The sequence below is a fragment of the Micromonospora sp. NPDC049580 genome (assembly GCF_040675595.1).
Taxonomy (GTDB): domain Bacteria; phylum Actinomycetota; class Actinomycetes; order Mycobacteriales; family Micromonosporaceae; genus Micromonospora.
In genome coordinates this window covers 1-16,090 of sequence record NZ_JBFAPG010000093.1, presented here as the reverse complement: position 1 = coordinate 16,090, position 16,090 = coordinate 1, and the positions used below count along the sequence as shown (strand labels likewise).

Genomic DNA, 16,090 nt, shown 5'->3' with positions numbered 1-16,090 from the left:
CCGGGGGGTACCTCCGGCTGGTCGGCGCCGAGCCGGGCTCGGCGCCGCGCACGGTGGCCGACGCGATGCGGGCGCACCCGGAGATCGTCGGTGGCACCCAGGCCGACGACACCCGGCTGATGCGCGGTGTCCCGGGCCTGCTGGCCAAGGTCGGCGCCGAGGGCGTGTTCGCGGTGGGGCTGCCGGGCGTCGGCGCGGTGGCTCTGAAGATCGACGATGGAGCCGACCGGGCCCGGATGCCGGTGCTGGTCTCCGCGCTGCGCCGGCTCGGTGTGGACGCGCCGGTGCTGGCCGAGTACGCCGAGGTGCCGCTCTTCGGCGGTGGCGTTCCGGTCGGGGCGGTCCGCCCGCTCTGGTGACACCACCGGTCCACCGGTCGGCGATCCGGCTGCCCGGCACGGCGGCCAACGCCTGATCGAGCGCTATACCTCACAGGCATGAATATGACTCTGAGGTATAGCGCTCGTCGTGGCGTCAGCCCCGTCGTTGGCGGCGGGTCTGCTGGCGGCCGGGGGTGCGGGGCCGTCGGCGGCCCCTTGGCGTCGCTGGCCGAGGGGCGGTCAGGGCTGTGCGCGCCGCGCGGTCAGGGCGGCGCGCGCCGCCGGTCAGCTCAGGAAGTCGAGCAGGGCGGCGTTGACGGGCTCCGGACGCTCCAGCGGCAACAGGTGTGCGGCATCCGGCACATCCGGCAGCCGTACCGCGCCGGGGACCTCGGCGGCGATCCGGTCGGCGAGGCGGCTGATGTCCGGTACGTCGGCGGCGCCGGCGGTGACCAGGACGGGCACCCGCAGCTCGCTGAGGCGGCCGATCGCCGGAGGCGTCAGCTCGCCCACCTCCACCGCGCCGAGCGCGAGCTCGGCGGCCAGGGCGCGCTGGTCCATCTCCTGCGCGAACGCCAGCAGTTCGGGGTCGACGTCGGCCGGCTGGCGGCCGGGCCCGACCACCCAGAACCGCACCTCGCCGGCCGCCCCGGCGACGAAGTCGTCCGGGTCGACCTCGCCGACCAGGTCGTCCCAGAGGTCGTTGGCCTCGTCGGACCACTCGTTGCCGGAGAGCGCCGTGTCGAAGAGGGCGAGCGCGCTCACCCGGTCCGGGTGCGCGAGCGCGGTGTCGACGGCGACCGATCCACCGAAGGAGCAGCCGACCAGCGCGGCCCGGGGCAGGTCGAGGGCGTCCAGCAGGCCGGCCACGTCGTCGTGGTGCGCGAACGGCGTCGGGGGCAGCTCGGAGTCGCCGTACCCGCGCAGGTCCGGGACGATCACCCGGTGCCGGGCGGCGAGCGCGGGCACGACGCCCCGCCACATCCGCCGGTCCGCGATGCCGGCGTGCAGCAGCACGACGGGCGAACCGCTGCCGACCTCGTCGTACGAGAGAAGTGCTCCGTTGACTGTGATCTTGTGCACCAACGGACCGTACGGATCCGGCGAGCGGCGCGCAAACGTGATGCTGAGACCTTGCTAACTTTGGCAAGCATTTCGCTTGCAAGAGCTAGCAGGCGGCATTAGCGTCGTGTCCATGGCCACACCCAAGGACCTTCCCGACGTCGGCGGGTTCATCCGCGATCTGCGGCGCAACGCCAAGATCTCGCTGCGTCAGCTCGCCGAGCAGGCGGGGGTCAGCAACCCGTACCTCAGCCAGATCGAGCGCGGGCTGCGCAAGCCCAGCGCCGAGGTGCTCCAGCAACTGGCCAGCGCGCTGCGGGTCTCGACCCCGGCGATGTACCTGCGGGCCGGGCTGCTCGACGACAAGGAGGGCCACGGGGTGCTCGCCGCCATCGCGGTGGACCCCGACCTCACGATGGCCCAGAAGCAGTCGCTCAGCCAGATCTACGAGACGTTCCGCCGGGAGAACGCCCGCCTCGCCGAGGCCCAGGCCGCCGCCGAAGGCCCGGCCGCCGAGAGCCCGGCCGCCGAAGGTTCGGCCGCCGCGGGCCCGGCCAGCGGGAACCCGGATGTCGCCGGCAGCGGCGGAGTGACCGGGGCGACCATCCCGACCGACGTCGCCGACGAGCCGGCCGACGTGGCCAACCTGGCCGCCACCGGCCCCACCACCGCGGGCGGCACCCCGACCGAGGCCGTGCTCGAGTCGGTCGCCGTCATCGAGGCGGGCACCGCCCCCGCCCCGGGCAGCAGCACCAGCACCCCCGAGAAGAGCAGCACCAGCACCCCCGAGAAGAAGGCCGCCGGACCGGCGGTCCGCAAGGCCGCCGAGGCGGCCGAGGAGGAGACGTCATGACCGAGCCGAAGACCAACCGCATCCCCGCCCCGATCTACGCCGCCGCCGGTGCCGCCGAGTTGGCCCTCGAGCAGTTGCGCAAGCTGCCCGCGGCCGTCGGTCTCCACGGCACCCGGGTCGTCGCCGACCTCGGCGGCCGGGCCGTGCTGACCGGTTTCGAGCTGCGCCAGAAGGCCACCGAGACGCTGCGTACCGCCAACGAGACCGCCGAGACCCTGCGCGGTCGCGCGCAGGCCGAGCTGGACCTGGCCAAGCTGCGCGAGGCGGCTGACCTGACCAAGCTCCGCGAGGCGGCCGACCTGACCAAGCTCCGCGAGGTCGCCGACATCGACAAGTTGCGGACCGCCGCGACCCGCAACGCCGCCGTGGTGATCGCGGGTGCCCAGGCCGCGCAGGAGCGGGCGTACGCCGCGTACGGCGCGCTGGTGGCCCGTGGTGAGCGGGTCGTCGGCGCTGGTGTGCTGGAGGCCGCCGAGACGGTCAACGCCGACATCGAGGCCACCCAGGCCGCGCCCGCCCCGGCCGCGCCGGCTGCCACCGCCCCGGCTGTGACCCCGGCCCCGGCCGAGGTGCCGAGCCCGGCCGAGGTGGCCGAGATCGCCGAGGCCAAGCCGGCCGCCGTCAAGAAGGCTGCCCGGGCGAAGGCCGCGAAGCCGGCCGAGACCCCGTCGGCCAAGCTGCCCCGGGCCACCAAGCGGACCCGCCCGGCGGCCGAGTAGTTCGTCCTGTCGGCGATCCCGACGGCGTCCTTGACGGACGTAGTCGGGGTCGCCGACATAAACTTGCCGGCATGGCCACCGCCGCGCCGATCTTCGCGTTCGAAGTCCGTTACGTGATCGAGCTGATCCTGCTCGTCTTCGCGTTGATCATCCAGGGTGTCGCGTTGGTGCATGCCATCACGCAGCGCTCCGACGCCTTCTCCGCCATCGGGACGCTGCCCAAGGGTGGCTGGATCGCCATCCTGGCGGTCTGCCTCGTGCTGATCCTGCTCAGCCGCGGTCCGATCAGCCTCTTCGGACTGATCGGCATCGCCGCCGCGCTGATCTATCTGCTCGACGTCCGGGTCGGTCTCCGCGACCTCAGTGACGGCAAAGGGTTCTGGTGAGAGGTTTTCGCTGGCCGCCTCCGCCCGACAGCGGCCCCCGCACCTGGGGGCCGGGTCCGGGCGGGCCGCGTACCGGCCGGCCGGCTCTGCCGGAGCCGGAGACGGAGCTGGTCGCCACCCCGCACGGCGTGCAGCTGGAGCGCCTGGTCACCGGCGTCGGTGACCCGGTCACCGTGTTCGCGCACGGGCTGGGCAACGGGATCGCCACCACACGCCCGTTCGGCAGCGGGGTGGCCGGTCGTCGGCTGTTCTTCCAGTTCCGGGGTCACGGTCGCTCCGAGGCGCCGGCCGGCCCGTGGACCTACCTCGACCTGGCCCGCGATCTGCGGGCCATCGCGGATCTGGGCGGCGCCCGCCGGGCGTTCGGGGCGAGCCTCGGCGCGGGCGCACTGTGCCGCCTGCTGGCCGAGAGCCCGGAGCGCTTCGAGAAACTGGTGTTCTTCCTGCCGGCGGTCCTCGACCAGCCCCGCGGTCCGGTCGCCCGGGACCGCATCACCGCCCTGCTGGAGGCCGTCGAGAGCGGCGAGGCGTCGGCGGTCGCCGACGTCGTCGCGCTGGAGCTGCCGGCGGCGGTCCGCAACACGCCGGCCGGCTGGGCGTACCTGCGGCAGCGGCTCGACCAGCTGCTCCGCGACGGTCTGGCCGACGGCCTGGCCACGCTTCCGGAGCAGGCGCCGCTGCAGGACGCGACCGCCCTGGCGGCGGTCACCGCGCCGGCCCTGGTGATCGGCTGCGCGGGCGACGACCTGCACCCGGTCGAGGTCGCCGAGCAGCTCGCCGCCGCGCTGCCCCAGGCCACCCTGCACGTGTACGACCGACCGGGGGTGCTCTGGACGGAACGCGCCGACCTGCGGGAGCGGATCTCCGGCTTCCTCAACGGGTAACGTGGCCTGTCATGGGCGTCACACAGCATGGCCGGACGCACCGGCTGGATCTCGCCGACCCGACCCTGCGTGAGTGGACCTGCACGGTCCTGCACGCCGACCCGGAGCAGGGCATCGTCCTGGACCGCTCGGCGTTCTACCCGGGCGGCGGCGGCCAACCGCCGGATCACGGCGTGTTGCTCTGGCAGGGCGTGCAGACCCGGATCGTCGGCACCCGCAAGGGCGACGACCCGTACCTGATCCCCGCCGAGGGTGACCCGCTGCCGCCGGTCGGCACCGAGGTCGTCGGCGCGGTGGAGGACGAGCGCCGCACCCGTCTGATGCGTACCCACTCTGGCCTGCACGTGCTCTGCGGCGTGGTGTTCCGCGACTTCGGCGCGCTGGTCACGGGCAACTCGATGGAGGTCGGCGAGGCCCGGATGGACTTCAACCTCCCCGAGGTTCCGCCGGACTTCAAGAGCCGGATCGAGGAGCTGGTCAACGCCGAGGTGGCCGCCGACCGCGCGGTCGCCACCCGGGTGCTGCCGCGCACCGAGGCGCTGGCCCTTCCGGACATCATCCGTACCCAGTCCAACCTCATCCCGCCGGACGAGCAGGAGGTCCGGATCGTCGACATCGTCGGACTGGACGTGCAGGCCGACGGCGGCACCCATGTCGCGTCCACCGCCCAGATCGGCAAGGTGCAGGTGGTCAAGGTGGAGAGCAAGGGTCGGGCCAACCGCCGGGTCCGCGTCCGGTTGGTGGACTGACAAATTCGGACGCCGGCTGTCAGGTATCGCTGGCAGCCTCGCAGGCATGACACAACCGCTCGCAGGAAAGATCGGGCTCGTCGCCGGTGCCACGCGGGGCGCCGGTCGTCAGATCGCGGTCCAGTTGGGTGCCGCCGGCGCCACCGTGTACGCCACCGGTCGCAGCAGCCGCGCCGGCCGTTCGGAGATGGACCGGCCGGAGACCATCGAGGAGACCGCCGAGCTGGTCACCGCGGCCGGCGGCACCGGCGTCGCCGTGCAGGTCGACCACCTGGTGCCCGAACAGGTCCGCGACCTGGTCGCCCGGATCGACGCCGAGCAGGGCCGACTCGACGTGCTGGTCAACGACATCTGGGGCGGCGACCCCCTGGTGACCTGGGACAAGCCGGTCTGGGAGCAGCCGCTGGAGGCGGGTTTCCGCACCCTGCGGCTGGCCGTCGACACGCACATCATCACCAGCCACTTCGCCCTGCCGCTGCTGATCCGTCAGCCCGGTGGCCTGGTCGTGGAGATCGGCGACGGCACCAAGGCGTACAACGACGAGAACTACCGCCTCTCGGTCTTCTACGATCTGGCCAAGGTCTCGGTCAACCGGCTCGCCTTCACCCAGGCGCACGAGCTGAAGCCGCACGGCGGCACGGCGGTCGCGCTCACCCCCGGCTGGCTCCGCTCCGAGGCCATGCTGGAGCACTTCGGCGTCACCGAGGAGAACTGGCGCGACGGGGCCGCCACCGACCCGCACTTCCTCATCTCGGAGACGCCAGCCTTCGTCGGCCGCGCGGTGGCCGCGCTCGCCACCGACGAGGAGAAGGCCCGCTGGAACGGCCAGTCCGTCGACGCGGGCACGCTGTCGAAGGTGTACGGCTTCACCGACGTCGACGGCAGCCAGCCGGAGGCCATCCGGTACATCACCGAGGTGGTCGGCGCCGGCAAGCCGGCCGACGTCACCGGCTACCGCTGACTCGCTGAAGGGTCACCTGCGGGCCCGCTGATCTGTGGGCCGGTGTCACGGCACGGCCGGGCCGTCGTAGCGCGCGGCGGCCCGGCGTGCCGCGTCCGCCATCCGTGCGCGCAGCTCCGGCGGGTCGAGCGCCTCCACCTCCGGGCCCAGCGCCAGCAACTGGGCGTACGCGACGCCGACCGACTCGACGGGCAGCCGGGCCACCACCCAGCCCTGCTCGTCGGGCTCGCCCACGGAGGCGACCACCTCGTCGTACACGTAAGGGGCATCGACCAGGCGTCGGAGCTGACGCAGGCCGGCGGGGCTGAGCCGGACGGTCACCTCGGCCCGCAGCATGGTCCGCAGGAATTCCCCGGCCTGCTCCCGCCAGTGCCCGGCCAGGTCGAAGCCCTCGTTGCGCTCGAAGTGCTCCTCGCCCACCTCGACCCCGGTCACGCGGTCCACCCGGTAGGTGCGGACATCCTCGCCGACCCGGCCGACCAGATACCAGACGCCGCTCTTGAGCACCAGGCCGTACGGCTGGACTCGGCGGGTCACCTCCTTCTCGCCGCGTCGGTAGCGCAGATCCACCACCCGGTCGCTCCAGACCGCCCGCGCCAGCTCGGCCAGCCACGGTGGTGGCGGCGTCTCCCGGAACCAGCCCGGCACGTCCAGGTGGAACCGCTGCCCGGTACGGGCCGGCGCGTCGCGCAGGGCGGGTGGCAGCGCGGCGAGCACCTTCAGCTCGGCGGACGCGACCGCGTCGGCGAGCCCCATGTCACCGGCCGGCCCGGGTAGCCCAGCGAGGAAGAGGGCCTCCGCCTCGTCCCGGGTCAGACCGGTCAGCCGGGTGCGGTAGCCGCCGAGCAGGCGGTAACCGCCGGCCCGACCCCGGTCGGCGTAGACCGGCACGCCCGCTGCGGAGAGCGCCAGGACGTCCCGGTAGACGGTCCGCTCGGAAATCTCCAGCTCCCGTGCCAGCTCGCCCGCCGTCATCGATCCGCGCGACTGCAACAGCAGCAGCAGCGAGATCAGTCGGGACGCGCGCACCCGCCCATCCTGCCTCGTGCCGCTCGCCGTCCGGCGAATTCGATCACCTGTCGTTAGGCTGCTCGATCGTGGACGTCAGCAGAATCGCCAGCCCGGTGACCGGGGTCGTCGGACGCTTCCTCCTCGGGGTCAGGCTGCTCCTGCGCGGACTGGGCATGTACGTCCGCAGCCCGAAGCTCATGCTGCTCGGTCTGGTGCCGGCGCTGATCTCCGGCGCGCTCTTCGTGGTCGCGATCGCCACCCTCGTGTACTTCGTGGACGACCTCGCCGCCCTGGTCACCCCGTTCGCCGACGACTGGTCGAGCACCGGCCGCAGCCTGGTCCGGGTGATCGCCGGGCTGGCCTTCATCGGGCTCGGTGGCCTGCTCGCGGTAGTCAGCTTCACCGCGGTCACCCTGGTCATCGGTGACCCGTTCTACGAGAAGATCTCCGAGATGGTGGAGGAGCGGCTCGGCGGCACCCCGGACGCCGTGGACGTGCCGTTCTGGTCGTCACTGCGCCGCAGCCTCGCCGACTCGGTACGCCTGGTGGCCCTCACGGCGCTGGTCGGCATCCCGCTTTTCTTCGCCGGTTTCATTCCGGTGGTCGGCCAGACGGTCGTGCCGGTGATCGGGGCGGCGGTGGGTGGCTGGTTCCTCGCCGTCGAGCTGGTCGGAGCGCCGTTCTACCGACGTGGCATGCGGTTGCCGCAACGCCGGACGATCCTCAAGGCGGACCGGCCCATGGCGCTCGGCTTCGGGGTGGCGGTCTTCCTCTGCTTCCTCATTCCGCTCGGCGCGGTGCTGGTCATGCCGGCCGCGGTCGCCGGTGCCACCCTGCTGGCCCGCCGCTCGTTGGGCCAGTCGATCGAGGAGAGCTGACATGGAGATCACCCTGGTCGAGGGGGACATCACCGCCCAGCGGGTGGATGCCGTCGTCAACGCCGCGAACTCGTCCCTGCTCGGCGGCGGCGGAGTCGACGGTGCCATCCACCGACGCGGCGGGCCAGCCATCCTGGCCGAGTGCCGGGCGCTGCGGGCGTCCCGGTACGGCAGGGGCCTGCCCACCGGCCAGGCGGTGGCAACCACCGCCGGGGAACTGCCCGCCCGTTGGGTGATCCACACCGTCGGCCCGGTCTGGTCGTCCACCGAGGACCGCTCGGCGCTGCTGCGCGACTGTTACGCCAACAGCCTGCGCGTGGCAGACGAGTTGGGCGCGACGACGGTCGCGTTTCCGCTGATCTCCGCCGGCATCTACGGATGGCCGGTCGACGACGCGGTCCGTCAGGCGCTGTCGGTGCTGCGGTCGGCCACTCCGGCGACGGTCACCGAGGCACGCCTGGTGCTCTTCGGCGCGGATACGTACGCGACGGCACGCGAAGTCTTCGACGTCGCGTAGGGCGCGCGCTCCCTCCTTGATCACGTGATGCTGACCAGTTGTCAGAAGCGGGTTCGAACTGGTCACCATCAAGTGATCAAGGATTCGAAGTGCGACGCGCTCGCGCGGCGCTGCCGCGCCCGCCGGTCCCGGCCGGCCCGTCGGCCCTCGCCGGCCCGTCGGTCCCGGCCGGCCCCGGGGACCCGCCGGCCCCCGCGGGTCCGGCCGCAGATCTTGGACAGTTTCCGTTAGCAGGTAACGGAAACTGTCCAAGATCTCGTCGTATCGGTGCGCCATCGCCGGCAGTGGGCATACCGAAAGACCCCCGGTCTACCCGAGGGTCTTGTTGATGTGGCTGCTCAGAGGGCGGCGGTCTTCACCATGTCGACGAAGCCCCGCCAGGTGTGACGGTCGAACCGGAGCGTGCCGCCATCGCGATCCTTCGAGTCGCGGACCGCGACGACGCCCGGCAGGTTGTCCGCGACCTCGACGCAGTCGCCGCCGTTAGAGCTGCTTCGGGTGCTGGTACGCCATTCGGCGCCGGTCAGGTCAGCCATGTTCGTGCCTTCAAGAAGTCGATGGTGTGGCGGCGTGGAAGAGCCACTGATCGCAGCGTATCCCAGATGGCCCAGAGCGGGGCTGTCTCGTTGGTCAGTCGGCCGGCTGCCTGGTCGTCCAGGTATCCCACGTCGCCATCCTCGGTGGTAGCAATGACGAACGGCCCGGCCTGCCCGGCGTGCATGCCCGCGTCAAGCGGTAACACATGAAGGAAGGTGTTAGGCCGCTGCGCCATTTCGATCAGGTGGTCTAGCTGGGGATGCATGATGTCGGGCTCCCCACGGCGCAACGCGCATTCGTCGATGACTGCGATGAAGAGCGGGGGCTTACGCCGGTTAAGGACCGCCGCCTGTCGGCGGAGTCGCGTTTCGACGTAACCCGCAACCTCGTCCGCGTCCAGCAACCCGCTACTGAGGACTAGCGACGCGTACTCCGGTGTCTGTAGCAGACCGGGAATCACAGAAACCTGAAACGCGCGGAGGGCGGTCGCCTGAAGCTCTGTCTCGACCCACGGCCGCAGCCACGCCGGCTCACGGCGCTTTAAAACGTCCGGCCAAATGTCCCCCACATCAAGCCCTAGGACGCTCGCCGCTGCCGCTCGGTGGCGGGGGTGGGGAACTCTGCCCGGCGTGACCCAGCGTGCAACCGTCTTGGGGTCTACTCCCACCCGCTCGGCAAGACTCTCCACAGTCTCGCCCGAGTCCGCCAGTGCAGCCCGTAGCGCCTGATTCACGGTCGCCTCCTACTGGACGTCCCCAACGTCTATTGAACGTATATCTACGGGGTGTAGCCGTCCAGCTCCTCTCGGCAGGGTGTCAGTTGAGCGGCACTGCTGGTGGAGGCGTAGCCCGGCGGCGGTGTCAGCCCGGGGCCGCCTCGTGGGCAAGCACTCAGGGGCGGCCCCTCCTAGCCCACGGAGGGGGAAACATGCCCGCAGCACCAGGACCGACATTCCGGGCCGGCGACCTGCTACGCCTGTCGGCCACCGCGAGCGTGCAGTTCCTGCATCCGATAACCGTGCGGGTCATCCGCGAGTTGGAGTGGGACACGTACGACGGGTGGGTGTGGCTGGACGCGTACGAGCTGGGCGCGCGCGGCGACGCGATCGCCCGGCGTGAGCTCTACGTGCGACGCGAAGGCGTACAACCGCTGAACGTCCGGCCGACCATTCGCCGGCCGACCGCCCGCAAGCCCATCTGCGCCGGATGAGCCCGCGTCCGCGTCCGCATCACCCCGGGCTGCCGCACTGGCGCTGTACCCGCTGCGGTGTCCACTGGCCGTGTTCAGCCGCGCGGTTGTCGCTGCTGTCCCGCTGGCATGGCGACCGGGTCGGGATGCTGCTCATGTTGACCACGCTCGCGTGGGAGGCGTTCGCCGACGCGCTGAAGCTCGGCTTGCGCCCGGACCCCGCGGTGTACGTCGCGCGGTTCCTGGAGTGGACGCGCCCGCGCAGCGACAACCGAGCTGACTGATCAGGTCAGGTCGGCCAGGCAGGCCCACAGGGTCGCCACCGGTCGGTAGCCCAGCCGGGCGTTGATCGCCAGCATCGGCGCGTTGGACTCGTCGTTCGAGGTGTACGCGACCCGTACGCCGGCTTCGGCGGCCCGGTGCAGCGCCGCCGTCTTGGCCAGTCGGGCGAGCCCTCGACCCCGGTACGTCGGGACGGAACAGGTGTAGTCCGACCACATCCGCTCCCCGTCCCGCTTGACCAGGCTGAACGCGGCCACCTCGCCGTCGACCTCGGCGGCGGTGCTGGCGGTCTTGTCCAGTCCGAGGTTGTCCCACACGTCGTACTGCCAGCTCTCGAAGGTGACCGCGTCGACGGGTACGTCACCGGGTTCGTCGACGGCTGCGGCGACGTTCGCCTCGTAGAGCAGGTGCGGGTCCAGCTCGGCGATCGGCCGCAGTCGTACACCCGGAGGCGGCTCGGGCAGCGCGGGCGGCGGGGTCAGGTCCAGCGCCGAGTAGCGCACCTCGCGGCTGGGCGTGAAACCGTGCCGGCGGGCGAAGGGCAGCGAGTCCGCTGCGGCCATGGTGCGTACGCGGCGGACCCCGAGAGGGCGGAGGTGGTCGGTCGCGGCGGTCAACAGCGCCGTCCCGATTCCCCTGCGGCGGTGCTCGGGGTGCACGTGCAGCATGCTGACGTCGCCGAAACCCTGCACCGATGTCGAGGTGTTGGGCTCGGCGGACGTCCAGCCGACCACCTGGCCGTCGACCTCGGCCACGAACGCGGTCCAGCCGTCGATCGGCGGTGGTTCGGCGATCATCTTGCGGGTCGACTCGACCCCACGCACCAGGTACGGGTGGACGTTCGCCCGCAGGGCCACCACGCCCGGGGCGTCGTCGGGCTGCGCCACACGGATGCGCATCTCAGGCCCCCGTCCGTACGGCGGCGACGGCCTCGACCTCGACGAGCTGGTCGGTGTAGCCGAGCACGGCCACACCCAGCAGGGTGCTGGGCGGATCGTGGTCGCCGAAGAAGTCCCGGACCACCTCCCAGACGGTCACCAGGTCGGCCTGCCGCGACGATGCCACGTACACGGTGGTCTTGACGACGTCGGTGAGCCGCGCGTCGGCCGCGCCGAGGGCGGTCTCCATGTTCGCCAGCACCTGCCGGGCCTGCGCGGCATGGTCACCCGGCGCGACGGTGCGGCCCTCGGCGTCCAGCGGGCACGCCCCGGCGGTGAACACCAGGCGGGCGGGCGGCTCGACGGTGGCCGCGTACGCGTACTCGGCGACGTCGGAGAGAGCGGGCACGTGCAGCAACGCGACAGGATCCGGCATGCCGGCGAGGCTAACGACGATCGCGCACGGTGGCGACGCATTAACGCGCCGGGCAGCAACTTCAGGGTTGTTGCTGCCTCCCGACGCCGGGAAGCAGCAACAACACCGAAGTTGTGCGGATCTTGAAAGCGGATCTTGAGAGCGAGACGGGTCAGGCCGACGCGCGGATGATCAGCTCGGTATCGAGCATGACGGCCGGTTCGATCGCTTCGCCGGCCGCCAGCCGGAGCAGTTGCCGGGTCATCCGTCGGCCGAGTTCCACGATCGGTTGCCGGACGGTCGTCAGCGGCGGCTCGGTGTAGGCGGCGGTTTCGATGTCGTCGAAGCCGATCACCGCGACGTCCTCCGGCACCCGCCGGCCGGCCGCCCGCAGCGTGCGCAGGGCGGCATGTGCCATCAGGTCGGAGGCGGCGAACACCCCGTCCAGGTCGGGATGGTCGGCGAGCAGGCGGTCCATCGCCGCCGCACCGGACTCCCGGGTGAAGTCGCCGACGGCGATCAGCTCGGGCAGCCCGGCGGCGGCCACCGTCTCCCGGTAGCCGATCAGCCGTTCGATCCCGGCAACCATGTCCTGCGGGCCGGCGATGGTGGCGATCCGCCGGCGACCACCGTCGATCATGTGTCGGACGGCGGCGGTGACCCCGCCGACGTGGTCCACGTCGACGTACGGCACGGGTACGTCGCCGAGCGGCCGGCCGCTGACCACCACGGGGATGCCGAGCCGGGCCAGCGTGCCGGGCAGCGGATCGGCGCCGTGCAGCGAGGCGAAGAGCACTCCGTCGACGTGGCGACCGGTGGTGTACCGCTCGACCCGCTGGTGCCCGGCCGGTGAGCCGGCCAGCATCAGGACCAGTTGCTTGTCGGCGGCCTCCAACTCCTGACTGACGCCCCGGATGATGCCGGGGAAGACCTGGTCGTCGGAGAAGACCCGGGTGGCCGCCTCCGGCATGACCAGGGCGATCGAGTCGGTCCGCTGGGTGACCAGGCTGCGGGCGGCCAGGTTGGGCACGTACCCCAGCTCGGCGACCGCCCGGTTGACGGCCTCCCGGATGGGTTCGGCGACGGTGGTGGAGCCGTTGACGACCCGGGAGACGGTGGCCCGGGACACCCCGGCCCGTGCCGCCACCGCCTCGAGCGTCGGCCGCTGTGCAGTGGTCATCGCGACTCTCCCCCGCTCGTCACAGCCCGTTCCGGGAGATCACCTCCTGGTACCACCGGGCGCTGGCCTTCGGTGTGCGCCGCTGGGTCAGGTAGTCGACGTGCACGATCCCGAACCGCTTGCGGTAACCCTCCGACCACTCGAAGTTGTCCAGGAATGACCATACGAGATACCCGCGCAGATCCACGCCCCGGGAGATCGCCTCGTGCGCCGCCCGCAGGTGCCCGTCGAGGTAGGCGATCCGGTCGTTGTCGATCACCTGTCCCGGCCCGGCCGGCGAGTCGGTGCCCGCCTTGTCGGGGAACGCCGCGCCGTTCTCGGTGATCAGCAGCGGCACACCCGGGTAGTCGGTGGCGATTCGCTCCAACAACCGGGTCAGCCCGGACGGCTCGATCATCCAGCCCATGTCGGTGAGCGGCCCGGCCGGCGGCAGGAAGTGCACCGCGCCCTCGGTGCCCGGGTAGGCGCCGTCGCCGTCGCCGTCGGGGCGGCCGGCGACGTAGGTGGGCGCGTAGTAGTTGATGCCGAGCAGGTCGATCGGGGCGGCGATCAGCTTCTCGTCGCCGTCGCGGATGAACGTCGGCTCGACGATGCGGGCCACGTGCTCGCGTACGTCGTCGGGATAGCCCCCGGCCAGCAGCGGGTCGAGGAAGATCCGGTTGTGCAGGCCGTCGACCAGGCGGACGGCGGCGGCGTCGGCCGCGCTCTGCGGGTCCGCCGGCCGTACATCGGCCGGGTTGACGGTGATGCCGACGCTGCGCGCGCCGGCCGCCCGCAGCGCCCGCGCCGCCAGGCCGTGCCCGAGCAGCAGATGGTGTACGGCGGTGAAGGCCGCCGCGCCGTCCTGCTCGCCCGGCGCGTGCACCCCGTTGCCGTAACCGAGGTAGGCCGAGCACCACGGCTCGTTGAGCGTGGTCCAGACGTCGATCCGGTCGCCGAGGCGGGCGTACACGGCGGTGGCGTACGTGGCGAAGTGCTCGGCGGTGTCCCGGTTGGTCCAGCCGCCCCGGTCTTCCAGGCTCTGCGGCAGGTCCCAGTGGTAGAGGGTGACGATCGGATCGATGCCCCGGGCGAGCAGGGTGTCGGTGAGCCGGTCGTAGAAGTCCAGCCCGCGCGGGTTGACCGGGCCGCTGCCGTCGGGCTGGATCCGGGGCCAGGCGACCGAGAACCGGTACGCCCGCAGGCCCAGCTCGGCCATCAGCGCCACGTCGTCGGCGTATCGGTGGTAGTGGTCGCAGGCGACGTCGCCGGTGTGGCCCTGGTACACCTTGCCTGGCGTACGGCAGAAGGTGTCCCAGATGGACGGGCCGCGACCGTCGTCGCGGGCCGCGCCCTCGATCTGGTACGCGGCGGTGGCCGCACCCCAGAGGAAGTGCTCGGGAAACCGGAGTTCATTCACGCCTTGACCGCACCTTCCATGATCCCGCCGATGATCTGGCGGCCGAACAGCACGAAGACCAGCAGCAGGGGGAGCGTCGCGATGGCCGTCCCGGTGAACACCTGCGACATGTCCTGGTAATACCCGTCGGACAGCGCTCGCAGGGAGAGCTGAACGGTCGGGTTCGCCGGGTCGTTCAGCACAGCGTACGGCCACAGGAAGTCGTTCCAGGTGGTCATGAACGTGAGCAGGCCGAGCACGGCGGCGGCCGGGCGCAGCGCCGGCAGCACCACGTGCCACCAGATCCGCGGGGTGCCGCAGCCGTCCATCCGGGCGGCCTCGATGAGCTCGTCGCTGATGGCCTGGCCGGCGTACTGCCGCATCATGAACACCCCGAAGCCGGTGACCAGCACCGGGACGATCACCGCGGGCAGCCTGTCGTTCCACTGCAACTTGGTCATGAGGAGGTAGAGCGGGATCACGCCGAGCTGCGTCGGCACCATCATCGTCGCGATGATCACCAACAGCAGCGCGTTGCGCCCCCGGAAGCGCAGCTTCGCGAAGGCGAACCCGGCCAGGCTGGAGAAGAACACCACCGAGACGGTCACCGTGGTGGCCACGATCACCGAGTTGATCAGACCGGTGAGGAAGTACGCGTCGGTGTTGTCGAACAGGCGGGCGATGTTCGCGCCCAGGTTGCCGCCCGGTGTGACCGGGGGTGGCAGTTGGCCCATCGCGTCGTTGCTGCGACTGGCGACGACGAACATCCACCAGATCGGGAAGATCGACAGAACGGCGGCGAACATCAGGGCCAGGTAGGTGAGCGGGCTCGCCCGCCAGAGGCGGCTCATCGGGTTGCTCCTTTGCGAGGGCCGGCCCCGCCGCCGAGTCGGCGCAGGATCAGCACGTTGACCGCCGCGACGATCGCGATGAGCGCGAAGAGGAGCCACGCCACCGCCGAGCCGTAACCGAAGTTGTAGTGCGGCGCGAAGGCGTTCTCGAACATGTACATGGTCAGGGTCTGCGACTCGCGCAGCGGCCCGCCGCGGATCGGGTTGGTGCCGGAGTTGAACATCCGGGGCTCGGTGAAGAGTTGCAGGCCGCCGATGGTGGCGATGATCGTGCAGAAGATGATCGTCGGTTTGAGCAGTGGCACGGTGACCGACCAGAACTGCCGGGCGCGGTTGGCGCCGTCGATCGCCGCCGCCTCGTACAGGTCGCGGGGGATGGCCTGCATCGCGGCCAGGAGGATCAGCGCGTTGTAGCCGGTCCACCGCCAGTCGACCATGGCGGAGATGGCCACCCAGGAGGCGACCCGGTTGGACTTCCACTCGATCGCGTCCATCCCGACCAGGTCGAGCAGCCAGTTGATCATGCCGAACTCGCGGCCGAAGAGCACCCCGAAGACGATCGCCACGGCGGCGGTGGAGGTGACGTTGGGGACGAGCACCGCCATCCGCCAGCCCGTACGCGCCCGCAGCCCTCGATTCAGGAGGTTGGCCAACCAGAGCGCGGCGAGCAGCTGCGGCACCGTGGAGATGACGAAGATGCCCATCGTGTTGACCAGCGCGTGCCAGAAGTCGGCGTCGGCGAGCAGCCGGGTGTAGTTCTCCGCGCCGACGAACGGGTGGTCGGTGCCGAGCAGGTCCCAGTCGTGCAGCGAGACCCAGAAGGTGTACGCCAGCGGATACGCCCCGAAGACTCCGAAGATCAGGAAGAACGGGGCGATGAAGAGGTACGGCGAGAAGCGGGTGTCGAGCCGGCTGAGCCGACCCGACGATCGGCGTTGGTGCCCGGCTGCCGGTGCGACCGGCGGTCGGGCGTCGAGCTGGACGGTCATGCCCGGGGACTCCTTTCCGTCGTGCGGGCGGGATCCCGGGTCCCGGAGCCCG

At 71.5% G+C, this 16,090-nt stretch carries 20 protein-coding genes and 1 pseudogene; 11 read left to right on the top strand and 10 right to left on the bottom strand.

Annotated features, from left to right (window positions below; all coding sequences use genetic code 11):
- A partial coding sequence (locus AB0J68_RS11180; protein WP_363937887.1) for an asparaginase occupies positions 1 to 359 on the top strand: 359 nt, incomplete at its 5' end.
- Between the two features lie 246 nt (positions 360 to 605).
- Here the strand turns inward: AB0J68_RS11180 and AB0J68_RS11175 are convergent.
- Positions 606 to 1,403, bottom strand: a complete 798-nt coding sequence (locus AB0J68_RS11175; RefSeq protein WP_363937885.1) for an alpha/beta hydrolase — start codon at positions 1,401 to 1,403, stop codon at positions 606 to 608.
- A 112-nt stretch (positions 1,404 to 1,515) separates the two neighbouring features.
- Between AB0J68_RS11175 and AB0J68_RS11170 the strand changes: the two are divergent.
- The 6 genes and pseudogenes from AB0J68_RS11170 to AB0J68_RS11145 form a co-directional block, all read left to right on the top strand.
- A pseudogene (locus tag AB0J68_RS11170) lies at positions 1,516 to 2,070 on the top strand (helix-turn-helix transcriptional regulator); the annotation flags it as partial.
- 161 nt (positions 2,071 to 2,231) lie between these two features.
- Positions 2,232 to 2,954, top strand: coding sequence for a hypothetical protein (locus tag AB0J68_RS11165; RefSeq protein WP_354859806.1), 723 nt, complete (start codon positions 2,232 to 2,234; stop codon positions 2,952 to 2,954).
- A gap of 71 nt (positions 2,955 to 3,025) precedes the next feature.
- Positions 3,026 to 3,340 carry a DUF2516 family protein gene (locus AB0J68_RS11160; protein WP_234582317.1) on the top strand — a complete coding sequence of 105 codons (315 nt, stop codon included), beginning with the start codon at positions 3,026 to 3,028 and terminating at the stop codon, positions 3,338 to 3,340.
- Positions 3,337 to 4,224, top strand: coding sequence for an alpha/beta hydrolase (locus AB0J68_RS11155; protein ID WP_363937881.1), 888 nt, complete (start codon positions 3,337 to 3,339; stop codon positions 4,222 to 4,224). The genes AB0J68_RS11160 and AB0J68_RS11155 overlap by 4 nt, the downstream gene beginning before the upstream one ends.
- A gap of 11 nt (positions 4,225 to 4,235) precedes the next feature.
- Positions 4,236 to 4,973, top strand: coding sequence for an alanyl-tRNA editing protein (locus tag AB0J68_RS11150; RefSeq protein ID WP_363937879.1), 738 nt, complete (start codon positions 4,236 to 4,238; stop codon positions 4,971 to 4,973).
- A 46-nt stretch (positions 4,974 to 5,019) separates the two neighbouring features.
- The gene (locus tag AB0J68_RS11145; RefSeq protein ID WP_363937877.1) at positions 5,020 to 5,934 is read left to right on the top strand and encodes an SDR family oxidoreductase; all 915 of its coding nucleotides are present in this window, start codon (positions 5,020 to 5,022) and stop codon (positions 5,932 to 5,934) included.
- Positions 5,935 to 5,979: 45 nt separating this feature from the next.
- Here the strand turns inward: AB0J68_RS11145 and AB0J68_RS11140 are convergent, their stop codons facing one another.
- Positions 5,980 to 6,963: a WYL domain-containing protein gene (locus AB0J68_RS11140; RefSeq protein WP_363937874.1), complete on the bottom strand. Its 984-nt coding sequence runs from the start codon at positions 6,961 to 6,963 to the stop codon at positions 5,980 to 5,982.
- A 68-nt stretch (positions 6,964 to 7,031) separates the two neighbouring features.
- On the opposite strand from AB0J68_RS11140, the gene AB0J68_RS11135 reads away from it, so the two are divergent.
- Both AB0J68_RS11135 and AB0J68_RS11130 read left to right on the top strand, forming a co-directional pair.
- A complete protein-coding gene (locus tag AB0J68_RS11135) occupies positions 7,032 to 7,823 on the top strand; it encodes an EI24 domain-containing protein (protein ID WP_354859795.1) in 792 nt (263 codons plus the stop codon).
- A 1-nt stretch (position 7,824) separates the two neighbouring features.
- Positions 7,825 to 8,340 (top strand): O-acetyl-ADP-ribose deacetylase, encoded by a 516-nt coding sequence (locus tag AB0J68_RS11130; RefSeq protein ID WP_363937871.1) that lies wholly within the window; start codon positions 7,825 to 7,827, stop codon positions 8,338 to 8,340.
- 338 nt (positions 8,341 to 8,678) lie between these two features.
- Here the strand turns inward: AB0J68_RS11130 and AB0J68_RS11125 are convergent, their stop codons facing one another.
- Both AB0J68_RS11125 and AB0J68_RS11120 read right to left on the bottom strand, forming a co-directional pair.
- The gene (locus AB0J68_RS11125) at positions 8,679 to 8,867 is read right to left on the bottom strand and encodes a DUF397 domain-containing protein (protein ID WP_354859857.1); all 189 of its coding nucleotides are present in this window, start codon (positions 8,865 to 8,867) and stop codon (positions 8,679 to 8,681) included.
- Positions 8,864 to 9,610 (bottom strand): helix-turn-helix transcriptional regulator, encoded by a 747-nt coding sequence (locus AB0J68_RS11120; RefSeq protein WP_354859792.1) that lies wholly within the window; start codon positions 9,608 to 9,610, stop codon positions 8,864 to 8,866. Before AB0J68_RS11120 ends, AB0J68_RS11125 begins: the two co-directional genes overlap by 4 nt.
- 194 nt (positions 9,611 to 9,804) lie before the next feature.
- Between AB0J68_RS11120 and AB0J68_RS11115 the strand changes: the two genes are divergently transcribed.
- Both AB0J68_RS11115 and AB0J68_RS11110 read left to right on the top strand, forming a co-directional pair.
- Complete coding sequence (locus AB0J68_RS11115) at positions 9,805 to 10,086, top strand: hypothetical protein (protein ID WP_363937868.1); 282 nt, start codon at positions 9,805 to 9,807, stop codon at positions 10,084 to 10,086.
- A gap of 125 nt (positions 10,087 to 10,211) precedes the next feature.
- The gene (locus AB0J68_RS11110) at positions 10,212 to 10,349 is read left to right on the top strand and encodes a hypothetical protein (protein WP_363937865.1); all 138 of its coding nucleotides are present in this window, start codon (positions 10,212 to 10,214) and stop codon (positions 10,347 to 10,349) included.
- On the opposite strand, the gene AB0J68_RS11105 is transcribed toward AB0J68_RS11110, so the two are convergent.
- The 6 genes from AB0J68_RS11105 to AB0J68_RS11080 form a co-directional block, all read right to left on the bottom strand.
- Entirely contained in the window at positions 10,350 to 11,246 is an 897-nt protein-coding gene (locus AB0J68_RS11105; protein ID WP_355135589.1) for a GNAT family N-acetyltransferase, read from the bottom strand.
- A 1-nt stretch (position 11,247) separates the two neighbouring features.
- Positions 11,248 to 11,661 carry a RidA family protein gene (locus AB0J68_RS11100; RefSeq protein ID WP_355135587.1) on the bottom strand — a complete coding sequence of 138 codons (414 nt, stop codon included), beginning with the start codon at positions 11,659 to 11,661 and terminating at the stop codon, positions 11,248 to 11,250.
- Between the two features lie 151 nt (positions 11,662 to 11,812).
- Positions 11,813 to 12,820, bottom strand: a complete 1,008-nt coding sequence (locus AB0J68_RS11095; protein WP_354859779.1) for a LacI family DNA-binding transcriptional regulator — start codon at positions 12,818 to 12,820, stop codon at positions 11,813 to 11,815.
- 19 nt (positions 12,821 to 12,839) lie between these two features.
- Positions 12,840 to 14,219: a GH1 family beta-glucosidase gene (locus AB0J68_RS11090; protein WP_354859778.1), complete on the bottom strand. Its 1,380-nt coding sequence runs from the start codon at positions 14,217 to 14,219 to the stop codon at positions 12,840 to 12,842.
- A complete protein-coding gene (locus tag AB0J68_RS11085; RefSeq protein ID WP_354859777.1) occupies positions 14,216 to 15,049 on the bottom strand; it encodes a carbohydrate ABC transporter permease in 834 nt (277 codons plus the stop codon). Before AB0J68_RS11085 ends, AB0J68_RS11090 begins: the two co-directional genes overlap by 4 nt.
- Positions 15,046 to 16,038 (bottom strand): sugar ABC transporter permease, encoded by a 993-nt coding sequence (locus tag AB0J68_RS11080; RefSeq protein ID WP_354859775.1) that lies wholly within the window; start codon positions 16,036 to 16,038, stop codon positions 15,046 to 15,048. Before AB0J68_RS11080 ends, AB0J68_RS11085 begins: the two co-directional genes overlap by 4 nt.
- Positions 16,039 to 16,090: the final 52 nt, after the last annotated feature.